The sequence below is a fragment of the Bacillus sp. HMSC036E02 genome (genome assembly GCF_001836235.1).
In the GTDB taxonomy this organism is placed as follows: Bacteria; Bacillota; Bacilli; order Bacillales; family Bacillaceae_G; genus Bacillus_A; species Bacillus_A cereus.
This window is the reverse complement of the sequence record NZ_KV827846.1, coordinates 71,699-84,311: the sequence shown is the minus strand read 5'-3', so window position 1 is coordinate 84,311 and position 12,613 is coordinate 71,699. Positions and strand designations below refer to the sequence as shown.

Genomic DNA, 12,613 nt, shown 5'->3' with positions numbered 1-12,613 from the left:
ACAAAACGAAATATTCTGTCTATAAAAAAAGTACAGTTTCTTATTCCCTTCATGCCCAGGGTCGAGTAGTTAGCTTTTGCTAGCTTCTCTTTAATGTATGAAAAAAAGATAAGACTCTTTAAGATGATTCTTCTTGATTTCTCAATATAAAGAGTCTTGGATTTCCGCTAACAATCCTATACTATATGAACAAAGAGTAAGGTACGAGTTACTCTTTTACTTGAATGATTGAATATATCCACTAGCGATGGTGCTATATTCTTTGTCGACATGTACATATATAAAGCTAATATTTTATATGAATATTCGTAGTCAATATTCATATATTACAATAGCATCAGAAGTACCATTAAAACAATTAGAGCAACTACCACAGCTTCCACAACCGCCACAACTAAAACAACCAAAACAACCGAAGCAACCAAAACAACGAAATCCACCACAGCGACCTGCACAACCGCCACAACGACCACAACCGCCACAGCGACCACAACCACCACAGCGGCGAGCAGCATCTTCAATATAGTAATATGGATATTGGTTTTGCTGGTCCCAATACACAACATTTCCAGACTGGTAATCATTAAGGCTTAACGCTTGTAGTTCTTGTTGAAACTGATTCATTTTCATGACCTCCGTTTATTAACTTTAAACCTTTCGACGCTTTCCTATATTTCTGTTCGTTAAATCTAAGTAGAAGTAGCACACGATACTATAAACTAAGTTCAATACGTACACCAACAAAGTATGACTTATCACTAGATGATGCACCTTGTTCATATACCTATTTTTACTATGGGCTCATTTTTATAAAGTGAAACTTTAATCAGTGGGGTTTTGTTCATCCCCTACCTAACTTCTTTGCTTCCGCTGAATTTTGAGGTGGGGGGCTTACTGCCCGGCAAATAGCGGGATAAATAAAAATTAAAAAATATGAATTCTAGCGTCATATCTTCATACTTACTAAGTTCAATTAATTTTTCAATAATTATGATCCATATCCTATATATTTCCGTCTGCTGCTTAGATTTTTCTGTACTGTAAATGGCTTTCGCTATAACACCTCCAAGTGACCAGTTTTTATGACGGTTAAGAAATTCCAACAAAAAAAGCCCTAATTAGGGCTTTTCATTCTATTTCTCCAGCAAAGCTCTCTATGAAATTGTTAATTAAAAAAGACACACTTAGATTGATGCGTCTTTTTGTGATGCCTCTTTTGTGAAATCATATAAAGCAATTGCGCCTAAAAGAACAAGTATACCTTGAGGAACATCTAGCAAAATAGTTTTCCAAATTTCTGGAATTACCCATTTAATATCTGCTGCTGTTTCAAGATATGTTTGGAAATAGCTGATTGTAAAATTAATTATCCCTAAAAATACAAACAACGATAAACCAAATCGAATTAATTTCTTATTTGTAAACATATAACACCTCTCAAAATTCATTGGATATTCCTGCTTTTGCTTCTTTATATTTTTATATCTCTATATCTAATTTTAACACATAAAGAACTCAAAAAAATACGATATGCATATTTGCATATCGTATTAACAACACTCCATGATAATTTAGAAATTCCTGCAAAGAAAAAACAACTCCGTTACAGCTAACAGCTCGGGTTTCTTTTCTTATTTAACTTCATACCACCAACATTTACGTTCTTTGATTGTAAAATAAATGTGACAGAAGTTTATCCAGTTAATGCGTAGACAAGTAAATGAGCTAAATTATCGATATTCTATTTCGCCATTTCCGTAGCACTAATGACTTTACGCAAATTTGACAAGAAAAAATATATAGCTAGGTATGATCCATACCTAGCTATAACATTACTTCTATTCTTTATCCAATTACGTCTTTTACGTCTGTATCCACTGGCCACTTTTCTAATGTATAAGCCATTTCCCAAAATGAATATTCATATTGACTGCTAATAATAAAATGCTGTTTCATACGTTTGCGATCTGCCTCTGTTACTTTTTCAGCGATAGTATCTAAACGTGTAATTTGTTCTTCAACTAGCGTACGGAACCAATCAGATCCATAAGCAGAAATCCATTCGTTATAAATTTGCTCTTCCGGCTGGCACTCTTTTAAGCGTTCGCCAATTTCATAATACAACCAATAGCAAGGTAAAATTGCTGCAATGATATCGCCTAAATGTCCTTCGTACGCAGCACGATACATATGTGAAGTATACGCATATGCAGTTGGCGCAGGAATAAAATTATCTTTTTCTTCTTTCGTTATCCCTAGCTTTTTAGCAAAATTCTCATGTAAAGATAACTCTGCCTCATATGTATTTTGAGCATGATGTGCCATACGAGCTGTCGTCTCTAATTCAAGAGCTTTCGCAGCTCCTAAAGTTTGTACTCTAGCAAAATGGCTCAAATAATATGAATCTTGAAGCACATAATAACGAAAACTAGCTAAATCTAACGTTCCTTCACCAAGTTTTTTTACAAAAGGATGGTTAAAACTCGCTTCCCAAATTGAATCTACTTCTTTACGTAACGATTGTGAAAAAGTCATTTAAATCCCTCCAATAATATATAAAATATAGATATTTATCCACAATTATTAAAGCTTTAAAATAAAAAAACTTTCTTTACAGGCGTAAAGAAAGTGAAATCGACAGTATTTATTTACTCATTAAATAGCAACGTCTTTCCCACTTCCCTACGCTGGCATGAACCAGATCAGGTACTAAGAGTCTCAAAATCACATTTGATCTCAGCCTATAAAAGGCCCCCCTAGTGGATAAATATTTTGTTTTTATAATGTATTCATCATAGCATACTTCGTGAAACTGTCAAAAAATTAGTTATATAATTCCCTTAAAACCCTTCTTCTTTTCTAACTTTTAATGATGTTTCAATAATCATATCTAATAGTTCGCTATAACTAATTCCCGCCGCTTCTGCACTTTTTGGCAATAAACTTGATTGTGTCATCCCTGGTAATGTATTAATTTCCATTACATATGGAATTCCGTCCTTCACCATCATATCAACTCTTGCATAAACACTACATTTTAATGCTTTATAACAAGCAAGTGACGCTTTATTTACACGTTCATTAATTTCTGCTGGAAGTTCGATAACTTCCTCAACTGTACTAGTATCATCATATTTTGCATTGTAGTCAAAGAACTCGGCTGCATGTCGAATTGAAACTATAGGTAACTGTTTTCCATCCAGAATTGAACATGTAATTTCATCACCTTTTATATACTTCTCAATTACTACTTCAGAATCCCATTCGAATACAGTTTCTAGCATTGAGATCAATTCATTTTTATTATAAACGATTTTCACTCCGACACTCGATCCGCCAGAGTTTGGTTTTACTACTAATGGAAATCCTAACTTATCTAACTCATCAAGATTTAGATCCTCCATTTTTGTAAGTTCAATCCAATCTGGTGTTTCTACACCTTCATAACGTAAAATCTTTTTCGAAATATTTTTATCCATACATATACTGCTAGATAACATATTACTTCCGCTATAAGGAATCCCTAAACTCTCCAGTGTTCCTTGAACTGTCCCATCTTCTCCGTATTTTCCGTGTAACGCGAGCAACGCAAAGTCAATGTCTTTCGCTTTTTCAATTAAATCCACTTTTTCATTTAATGTAATTGGAACTATTTCATACTTATTTTTATCTAAATGAGCAATCATTTCATTCCCCGTCATAATTGAAACTTGTTTTTCAGACGATACCCCGCCCATAATAACACCGATTTTCATTTTCTCAACTCCAAATTTCATTTTTTAATGTATCACCAATTATTTTAATTCCCCGAACTATTTCTTCTTCTTTCAAGCGCGAAAACCCTAATCGGAAAGTGTTCGCTCCTTCTCCATCAGAGTAAAAAACATCTCCAGGTGAAAACGTAACGCCTTTCTCATAACACTTTTGTAAAAGTGTGCGGGCATTCATATGCTCTTCTAGTTCTATAAATAAATGAAGTCCACCATCTCCAGTCATTCTTTTGAAATGAATGTACTGGTTACATGCCCCGACAGCTAACTCATATTTTTTCTTATAAACAGATCTTGCCTTTTTTAAATATTTCTCAAAATATCCCTCATGTAAATATTGAAACAGAACAGCTTGATCTAGCGTAGATGTGTGAATCGTTCTTGCTCTTTTTACGCTTTCTAAATAATGAATCAGCTCTTTATCTGCAATAATCCAGCCTACACGTAAACCAGGGAAAAGCACCTTTGAAAAGCTACTAATATAAATCACATTATTGCCAGCTCCCGCAAAAGTTAATAATGGAGCTAAATGTGAACCTGAATAACGTAATTCTTCATTAAATCCGTCCTCTATAATAGGAACGTTGTATTTTGAGAATAACCTCATCAATTCCGTTCTTTTCTCTGAACTCGTAACAATACCGGTTGGATTATGATAAGAAGGAATTAAATAAGCAAAATCAAAATCTTTTTCACGCAAACTTTTTTCAACTTCATTCGTATCAATACCATCCTCATGCATATCAATCCCATGAACTTCAAGTCCATGTAAACGGAACAGCTTTAGTGCAGCGTGGTGAGTTGGATTCTCACAAATGACACGACCAGATTTTTTTGATAAAGAAGAGAGTACAATATCCAATCCTTCTGTAAATCCATTTGTAATTAGAATATCTTTATTCGAAATGTCTACACCTTTCATTTCCATGTAATGAAGTAAATAATTCATTAACGGTCTATATCCCTTTGCATATCCGTAGTTCAATACGATGTCTCCTTCAATGGACATACGAGTAAGAAAAGCTCTTTTGAAATTTTCAACATCAAATAGCTTCTCATCCGGGGCTATACTATTAAAGACAATCATTCCCTTTTCCCAACGAACACCATGTTTCATTAAATCTAATTCATCCGCTAATGCGGTCACTGTATTAAGTTTATTTTTCCAATTTATTTCAACAGACGAAGTGTTAGATATATCCACCTTCGCAACAAAGTTCCCTTTTCCTTTAACTGCATAAATGAGTCCTTCTTGTTCTAAATCTGCATAAGCAGCGAGTACAGTGTTTCTACTCACACTTAGTAATTCACTTAGTTCCCTTGTTGATGGGATTTTTTGATCCCCGAGCAAATGCCCTTTCATAATCATCTTCTTCAAATAATCTTTCAATTGAATATAAACGGGACGATCTTTAACTACTTTAAAATCCTTAAACAATTCCTTACCCCCTGCAATCATTTTTTCATATTTATTTCATTCTCAAAAGGTCCACGACATATGTATTTTTTATAAAGGGCGGTACGGTCTTACAAATCTTTTCGATATAAGTTAATCACATCTTTTAAAGCTGCAGCTGCAGCGCCTCGTGGATTAGAAGCCCCACCAATTGTAGTAACTTGTCCCATCGTATCTGTAAAGAACGTAATTCCTTTTTCGGTCCCATTTACTTTTGCTAACGGATGATCTTTCTCTATTTCGCACGGTTCAACATTTAAATTGACATTGCCACCCTCATCCTTATATATTGATGCTATTAATTTAATAATTTTATGTTGTTCCTTAGCATTTCTAATTTGCTGTTTTGTAACATGCTCGATTCCTTTTATATGTATATCAGTAAGTGTTTTCTCTGTTTCCATTAAGCTGTTTGTCAAAAGTAACAATTTACACGCACTATCTGAACCACTTATATCTAATATAGGGTTTGTCTCAGCAATTCCTTTATCTTGTCCTTCTTTCAATGCTTCTTCAAATGTCATATCTTCCTCATACATTTTCGTAAGAATATAATTAGTTGTTCCATTTAATATTCCTTCTATTTTTTCAATACTGCAACCGGCTAAACTAAATTGTCCGATATCTAGGGTCGGTAATGCAGCGGCTGTTGCACCGCTATATCGAATTCGTACATTTGCGCCTCTTGCTGCTTCATTTATTTCTCTCCAGTTTGTAACGAGCGCCCCTTTAGAAATTGCTACTATATCCATCTGTTTCTCAATCGCTTGTTTCATATATTGTCTTCCTGGATTTCCATCTTTAAGATTTGTAACTGTTGATTCTACCAATACAGTGCCACTTATGCTAGTTGTTGCACGTTCCTTCGGATGATACTCTAAATATTTTTCAATTGCAGCGGTACCGCCACCATACATCAATAAATGATGAAGTGATAAGCCGTCTTCATTATGTATTGCAATATTTCTCCCTAATACGCCACTTACAACTAATTGAATCCCATATGTTTCATATATATATGAATATTTTTCATTTAATAATTTTATAAACTCTCTGCCTACTGTTCCGTATCCTGATAATACAACTTGAATTTTCATAATATCCCCCCATATTTTTCTACCAAATCCCTCTTTCAATATAATATAAAGCGCTCTCGAATTCCATCGAGAGCGCTTTATTATTACCTATTTCGGTAAACGTGATAGCTTTTCAGCAATTGTTCTATAAAACTCTTGAATGCTAGAAAAACCTAATGAGTCTGAAACACTTAATCCTACCATATCGAGATGATCCCAATTCGCTTTCGTTTCGATATGATTCCATTTTCCAATCTGTAATGACCCATTATTATTTACAGCAACATTAGAAGATGGTGCAATCATAGAATTCGTATTTACTACACCATCATTTTGCCACCAAGAAGTATCAACTAACGGACGGTTTTCTTCATATCTAGCATAAGAACCTAAGAAAAATGCATTCCCCATCAACACTTTATTCATCGTAATATGCGGTAAATGTAAACCTGTTATAGGTGCTGCTTGTGATGCATGCCCACTATAAGATAAGTAATACACATCCGGTTGCGTCTTTACCCAATTATTTAACTCCTTTGCACCATCTGTACTTAAATCCCATTGACTTATATCTTTTGTATTTTTCCAAAGTGAACTATTTAGAATACGATTACTATATTGGAAAAAGGACTCTCCAGCATTTTTCTTTATACCCCATTGATCCAATTTAAAATCATATAATGATAAATTATTGTTTCCTCCAAAGCTTGCAGCTGTAATGAGTAAATCTTTAACGAACGGCAGTAGAAGACTACCATCCGCAAGTGTTGTACCGTTGTGAGGGGTTGCTAATGTTGTAACACTATGAACATATGATTTTCCGCCTTCAAATAGTGGTGATATTTTGGTGTCTGGGTGATTTTTTACATAATTCTTTTCTTCAAAACTACCTTCTTTTAATAGCTGTACTAATGTTCTAATCGTTTGTCCACCCATGCTATGTCCAACTAAATGAACTTTATTTGTTTCACTCCAATTCGGCGCAAAACCACTATAAGTTCTGCCAAAACGATTATGTCCATGTTTCTCAGCATGTACTGCACCATAGTCTACTGTCCCACCGCTAATTTGTGCATACAATTCACATGCACGATCCCAGTTACTAGAAACAGGTCCAACAGCTGCGGTATGTACCGTATAACCATTGCGTTTCAAATCTTCCTGTATATCATGAACACCACCCCAATATTTTACGCCAAGCATTTCTTCTCTACCCCATCCAGCAAATCCATTCACCAATATGATAGGATAATTATTTTGTTGCCTCTCTTCAGCGTATGATATTTTTGCTGCGAATGAACATACGGTCACTAATGCGAAAAAACATATTTTTAAAAATAACTTCCCCATACTTCCTCCCCCTAATAAAACGTTTACATGTTTCTTTTTTAAAAAATAACAGAATACTTTAACAACTTAAACATAATGTAAAGTATTTTATATACGTTGTATATATAGAAAACATATACAAATGTTGATAAATATTAATTCAAGTAAATATTTACTTTTTACAATACAACTTGTAAATCTGTTTATTTGAATTTATAATTAGATATAGTTGCCTCATGTTAAAAAGATTTAAAAACCATAAGAAAACTAATCTCATTGCTTGAAAAGGAGGAAAAAGCATGCAAATCGGATCAAATATTCATACATTATCTCAACCTACTAAAATAACTCCATCTACTCTTGAGCATAATACTATCTCTTCTACTAAACTTGAAAGTAAGAAAATAAATGATCCTATCAAGTTTGATATTCGTTCATCTGAAAAAGAAATGAAACAGCCTGAGCATAAATTTAATGAATTAGATTTATGGAAGATGTTAAAGGATAAAGGTGTTCCCTTATGGATCATCCTTGAAATGCTACAAAAGGCTCGTAAAGAAAAAGAAGCCCAAAATAATTCAGTTCAAAATTCAAATGGGATTGAGGAAACAAACGAGACTCGATTAAATGAAGTAATGTAAAGCATAGTAATTGATTTGTCTATAGACTAAAAAGAGTTCGAAGCTGATGAAATTTTTATCAACTCCGAACTCTTTTTTAAGGTTTTTCGCCAATCGTTACAAATTGAAAAGATACTTCTCCTTCCAAACCTTTAATTAGTTTTTTTACTTTGACATTTTCATTAACCATTGTATTATCTGTCGACATTTTAGGTCTTTCATCGCCTAAAGATCTCTTTAATTGAAGAAGGTGCATTTTCGTTTCATTTGCTTTTATTTCCTTATATACGCTATTTTTTGCTACAATCACATACGATTGCGTTGGATATTTACGAGTGTTTCCTATCCAAGTGTCACTATCGTATGTAACAGGAATCTCATTTCCTTCTATTTTAATACTTTTCATAGTCTTTTCGTCTTCATTTGTAAACAATAGTGATCCTTCTTTTGGGAATTTTGGTAACGTATCTAAAATATAATTGGAGCCATTACCTCGTTTATGAAAAATTTTTTCTTTAATCAGTGCTAGTGCTGTAGATTCATTTAAAATTAATACATGTCCATTTCCGACTTCACCTTTTTTCACAGAAAACACTTCATTTTCTTTCGTAATTTCCTGATAACGATTAATAATTGGTGAAATATTATTTTCATCTCCAATAATTAATACACCGTTTGCAGGAAATGAGTTATCCTTTTTAGAGCATGAACTAAAGCTTATTAAAAGTATTATAGTTAACATAAAAATAGTTAAAGTTCTTTTCATCACGGTTCCTTTCATAATTCATATCATTTTTTACATGCTTTTCTGTAATTTTATTAGTTGATATCCTTTATTGCTCCATAGTCTTATAAAGCTTTTGTAGGTAACGCCAACGAGTAATAAAGAAATATAAAACTTGTATACATATAAATGAAATTAAAATAAAAATCGAGCTATTTAAAATAGAAAAACTAACTAATTGTTGCAGTGCCGTATACGCTACTACAGTATGAATCACCGCAACAGCAATCGGTAAGAAGAACATTAATAATAACTGTCTCGTTACAACTTTTTTTAACTCTTGTTTACTTAATCCCATTTTCGAAATCATTTTATATTGTTGTTGATCACGGTCCAAATCAGTGTATAATCGGAAATAAATAAAACTAGCAGCAAATGTAAAGAAAACGATTCCGACTAAAACACTTGCCATAAGTAATAAACCATTTTTTTGCTTTGCCTCCAACAAGTTTAATGTTAAAGCTCCAAAGTAGAAATCACTGTCCCTAAGATCTTTATCGAATATACTCTTTAATTGATTTGAAATCTCTTTCGTTCTTATCCAATCATCTACAACAAATCCGTAAGTACGATGTTGAATATCTTTATCCTCTGGATTACTCGTCAGAGGAATTTCATCATACACATGATCTTGAACAGCAATATAAATACTACTAGAATCATGTGGTAAAACTAAATTCTCTACAGTTTTCTTCACACGAAATGTCTTTGTCCAATCTCCTTGAATGACTTCAATATTTTTTTTATAGTCACCATTTTTAAATTCTTGCTTTTGTGACACCCTCCCAGGGATTAGTAAAATTTCATCTTCTTTTTCAATCGTTTCATGTTGGTACCCGAGTGCTCTCGTAAGTTCGTTATATTCACTTAATTTCAATACATTTACGTTACTTTCTGTAAATTTACTTGAAGATGAAGCCATTCGATACAGAATATTTGCATCCAAGAGGTGTTTTTTTATAATAGAGAGATGTTTATCTACCAATTTGTTGTTTTCAGAGCTTTCATACAGAAATGTATATGGGTTTGTCATCCACACTAAATTTCTATTACCAATAGCAGCTGTTGTACCAATAGCTGTAAATGCAACTGCTGAAATAATAGATACAATAAAAAACATCGTTGCATTATCTTTCATACGGTAAATTAATTCAGAAAACGTTAATATATTTGTTCTTTTTAAAAAGAAAGATTCTCTCCTTTTAGCAAGATGTAATATATAAACGCTACACTGTGTATATAAAAAGTACGTTCCTATAATTACTAGTAAGACACCCATTCCAAGTGTAGTAAAACTGGAACTTGAAATAAAGCGAAATACTGAGAAATATCCATATCCTATACTAATTAAAGAAAGCAGTGATAATAAAATTGAAGATTTCGGTTCAGGTTTTGGTTTTTCCTCTGCTCGAATAAGTTCCACAAGTTCCGTTATTTTTACCATTTTAAATGTAAATAGTGAAACAATGAAAAATAAGAAAAGAAAAGTGATAACTGTTAATAATACAGCCTTCACTGGTGTATAAAAAGGCAAACCATTATTAATCATTAATACACTTGCGCTTATCAATAAAACTAGTTTAGAAAATATGAGTCCAATGAAAATCCCTATACAAATTGAACCAAGTCCAATCAACATATTTTCAATTAATAATAATTTCTTAAACTGTCTCATTGACATACCTTGCATCATTAATATGCCAAATTCTTTCTTACGAGTTTTTAAAAATGAACTAACTGAATATAAAATAAAGAAAAATGAAAATACAAAAATCAAACCTTGCGAAATTGTAAATCCCATCGTACCATATGCACTCATTGTTGCACTTGTTGATTTTAATTCCCCTTGTAAATCAGGATGAAATAATAAAAGAGCATACGTAAAGAAAACCATAATAGAAAATGTACTACTTAAAAAATGGGCAGCATATGTACGCTTATTGCGAAAAATATTATTAAATGCGAACTGACGAAAAGTCATGCCTTTTCCCTCCTAACAAAGAAAGAACATCCATAATCTTTTGATAAAAGGCTTGTCTGCTTTCACCACAATAAATTTCGTTATATAGTTGACCATCTTTAATAAATACTACTCTACTGCAAAAACTCGCAGCATACGGATCATGTGTAACTAACATCATCGTTGCTTTTTCTTCTTTATTAAGAGTATCAAGCATCTCCATTACATCATTTGAAGATTTAGAGTCCAAGTTCCCTGTTGGTTCATCTGCAAGTAATAATTGCGGCTTATGAACGATCGCACGAGCGATTGCTGTTCTTTGAGCTTGTCCCCCTGATATTTCAAACGTTCTTTTATTCAATATATCTGTAATATTTAACTTCTCTGCAATCTCTTCCAATCGCTTGTTCATTTCTTGCACGGAAACACCATCTAAAGTCATCGGCAATACGATGTTTTCTTTTACAGTAAGTGTGCTAAGAAGATTAAATGATTGAAAAACAAATCCTAATTGTTTTCTGCGGAATAACGCTAATTCTTCTGATGATAATTGAAAAGGATTTGTGCCATTAATAAATATTTCTCCCGATGATGGAGAATCAATAGTAGATACCATATTCAATAACGTTGTTTTTCCGCTACCTGATGGACCCATAATTCCTACAAATTCACCTTCTTGAATTGATAAATCAATATCTACTAATGCTTTATAAGGTACTTTCCCTTTATATACTTTACTAATACTTTTTGCATGTAAAATTTCCATGTATATTCTCCCTTCATTTCCACTGCTCACTATAAAGTGTAAATGAATTGTCTTACAGCTCATATTGATTCATCTTTCATTTACCTTACACGCTTGTAAGATTTCTGAAAAAACTGACAACATAATTATTTCAAACTAAAATTAACGCATAACTATCTTATAATAATTGTATAGTAGTAGGAAATATAATGTATAATAAATCTTTATTATATAAATGAGAAAAGACCGATTGCTATCGGTCTTTTACTACCAAACGTTATATTTTTATCCACTCAGATTTTCTCAATATATAATGATTATATATTTGATTTTCTATCCTCTGTTGGCTCTTATAAATAAACCCGCATTTTTCAATAACTTTATTTGATGCTACATTGTTAATTAAAGCAATTGCGTTAAGGACATTTAAATTTGTTTCTTTAAACAAATAGTCAATTAAACCTTTAGTCGCTTTTGTAGCATAGCCATGATTTTGATATTCATTTGAGATAGCATACATTATCTCTCTGTTTGGTGAAGGGAGTTCTTCTTTCATACCTGTGCAGCACCATCCAATGAGTTCATTTGTAGCTTTCTTAAATATTCCTAGCTTTAACGTATGATTATCTATGTTATTCGTAGTTTTCACTGCATCAAGAAATGCTTTGTTTGCTGGTATTTCATAATCTGCAATCCAATCCACCCTTTGTTCTTCCGTTGATTTCCAGTCCGGTAAAAATTTTGCTATTTCCGGTTGATTTGCTATTTTATAAATACTCTCTGCATCTTTGACCGTAAATTCTTGCAAGTATATATCTCCACAATCTATTTTAAATAACTTAGTGAATCTCTCTTCTCCCATGTTAATCCCCC

General features: G+C 32.8%; 12 protein-coding genes and 1 riboswitch. Of the genes, 1 reads left to right on the top strand and 11 read right to left on the bottom strand.

Going from position 1 to position 12,613, the window contains the following annotated elements; genetic code table 11:
* Positions 1 to 312: 312 nt before the first annotated feature.
* The 7 genes from HMPREF2590_RS13880 to HMPREF2590_RS13845 form a co-directional block, all read right to left on the bottom strand.
* Positions 313 to 630 (bottom strand): heterocycloanthracin/sonorensin family bacteriocin, encoded by a 318-nt coding sequence (locus HMPREF2590_RS13880; protein ID WP_002006106.1) that lies wholly within the window; start codon positions 628 to 630, stop codon positions 313 to 315.
* A 554-nt stretch (positions 631 to 1,184) separates the two neighbouring features.
* Positions 1,185 to 1,448, bottom strand: a complete 264-nt coding sequence (locus HMPREF2590_RS13870; RefSeq protein WP_002082716.1) for a DUF3937 domain-containing protein — start codon at positions 1,446 to 1,448, stop codon at positions 1,185 to 1,187.
* 397 nt (positions 1,449 to 1,845) lie between these two features.
* A complete protein-coding gene (tenA, locus tag HMPREF2590_RS13865) occupies positions 1,846 to 2,535 on the bottom strand; it encodes a thiaminase II (RefSeq protein ID WP_000144513.1) in 690 nt (229 codons plus the stop codon).
* A 127-nt stretch (positions 2,536 to 2,662) separates the two neighbouring features.
* Positions 2,663 to 2,768, bottom strand: a riboswitch (TPP riboswitch).
* Between the two features lie 72 nt (positions 2,769 to 2,840).
* Positions 2,841 to 3,755 (bottom strand): D-alanine--D-alanine ligase, encoded by a 915-nt coding sequence (locus HMPREF2590_RS13860; RefSeq protein ID WP_002063153.1) that lies wholly within the window; start codon positions 3,753 to 3,755, stop codon positions 2,841 to 2,843.
* 4 nt (positions 3,756 to 3,759) lie between these two features.
* Positions 3,760 to 5,208, bottom strand: coding sequence for a MocR-like pyridoxine biosynthesis transcription factor PdxR (gene pdxR, locus HMPREF2590_RS13855; protein WP_000471629.1), 1,449 nt, complete (start codon positions 5,206 to 5,208; stop codon positions 3,760 to 3,762).
* An 89-nt stretch (positions 5,209 to 5,297) separates the two neighbouring features.
* On the bottom strand, positions 5,298 to 6,323 hold the full coding sequence (locus tag HMPREF2590_RS13850) for a homoserine dehydrogenase (protein WP_000701768.1): 1,026 nt from the start codon (positions 6,321 to 6,323) through the stop codon (positions 5,298 to 5,300).
* Positions 6,324 to 6,410: 87 nt separating this feature from the next.
* Positions 6,411 to 7,652 carry an esterase/lipase family protein gene (locus tag HMPREF2590_RS13845; protein WP_000517069.1) on the bottom strand — a complete coding sequence of 414 codons (1,242 nt, stop codon included), beginning with the start codon at positions 7,650 to 7,652 and terminating at the stop codon, positions 6,411 to 6,413.
* 278 nt (positions 7,653 to 7,930) lie between these two features.
* On the opposite strand from HMPREF2590_RS13845, the gene HMPREF2590_RS13840 reads away from it, so the two are divergent.
* Entirely contained in the window at positions 7,931 to 8,272 is a 342-nt protein-coding gene (locus HMPREF2590_RS13840) for a DUF3914 domain-containing protein (RefSeq protein WP_001165516.1), read from the top strand.
* Between the two features lie 76 nt (positions 8,273 to 8,348).
* On the opposite strand, the gene HMPREF2590_RS13835 is transcribed toward HMPREF2590_RS13840, so the two are convergent.
* The 4 genes from HMPREF2590_RS13835 to HMPREF2590_RS13820 form a co-directional block, all read right to left on the bottom strand.
* Positions 8,349 to 9,017 (bottom strand): lipoprotein BA_5634 family protein, encoded by a 669-nt coding sequence (locus HMPREF2590_RS13835; protein WP_000831684.1) that lies wholly within the window; start codon positions 9,015 to 9,017, stop codon positions 8,349 to 8,351.
* Positions 9,018 to 9,084: 67 nt separating this feature from the next.
* Positions 9,085 to 11,016: an ABC transporter permease gene (locus HMPREF2590_RS13830; RefSeq protein ID WP_000144181.1), complete on the bottom strand. Its 1,932-nt coding sequence runs from the start codon at positions 11,014 to 11,016 to the stop codon at positions 9,085 to 9,087.
* Positions 10,991 to 11,761: an ABC transporter ATP-binding protein gene (locus HMPREF2590_RS13825; RefSeq protein ID WP_000404277.1), complete on the bottom strand. Its 771-nt coding sequence runs from the start codon at positions 11,759 to 11,761 to the stop codon at positions 10,991 to 10,993. Before HMPREF2590_RS13825 ends, HMPREF2590_RS13830 begins: the two co-directional genes overlap by 26 nt.
* Positions 11,762 to 12,017: 256 nt before the next feature.
* The gene (locus HMPREF2590_RS13820) at positions 12,018 to 12,602 is read right to left on the bottom strand and encodes a GNAT family N-acetyltransferase (RefSeq protein ID WP_000503526.1); all 585 of its coding nucleotides are present in this window, start codon (positions 12,600 to 12,602) and stop codon (positions 12,018 to 12,020) included.
* Between the last annotated feature and the right edge of the window lie 11 nt (positions 12,603 to 12,613).

Coding starts and splice junctions, on each gene's coding strand:
- tenA (WP_000144513.1), bottom strand. CDS start 2,535: ATGACTTTTTCACAATCGTTACGTAAAGAAGTAGATTCAATTTGGGAA.
- HMPREF2590_RS13825 (WP_000404277.1), bottom strand. CDS start 11,761: ATGGAAATTTTACATGCAAAAAGTATTAGTAAAGTATATAAAGGGAAA.
- HMPREF2590_RS13845 (WP_000517069.1), bottom strand. CDS start 7,652: ATGGGGAAGTTATTTTTAAAAATATGTTTTTTCGCATTAGTGACCGTA.
- HMPREF2590_RS13835 (WP_000831684.1), bottom strand. CDS start 9,017: ATGAAAAGAACTTTAACTATTTTTATGTTAACTATAATACTTTTAATA.
- HMPREF2590_RS13870 (WP_002082716.1), bottom strand. CDS start 1,448: ATGAATTTTGAGAGGTGTTATATGTTTACAAATAAGAAATTAATTCGA.
- HMPREF2590_RS13880 (WP_002006106.1), bottom strand. CDS start 630: ATGAAAATGAATCAGTTTCAACAAGAACTACAAGCGTTAAGCCTTAAT.
- HMPREF2590_RS13860 (WP_002063153.1), bottom strand. CDS start 3,755: ATGAAAATCGGTGTTATTATGGGCGGGGTATCGTCTGAAAAACAAGTT.
- HMPREF2590_RS13840 (WP_001165516.1), top strand. CDS start 7,931: ATGCAAATCGGATCAAATATTCATACATTATCTCAACCTACTAAAATA.
- HMPREF2590_RS13830 (WP_000144181.1), bottom strand. CDS start 11,016: ATGACTTTTCGTCAGTTCGCATTTAATAATATTTTTCGCAATAAGCGT.
- HMPREF2590_RS13850 (WP_000701768.1), bottom strand. CDS start 6,323: ATGAAAATTCAAGTTGTATTATCAGGATACGGAACAGTAGGCAGAGAG.
- HMPREF2590_RS13820 (WP_000503526.1), bottom strand. CDS start 12,602: ATGGGAGAAGAGAGATTCACTAAGTTATTTAAAATAGATTGTGGAGAT.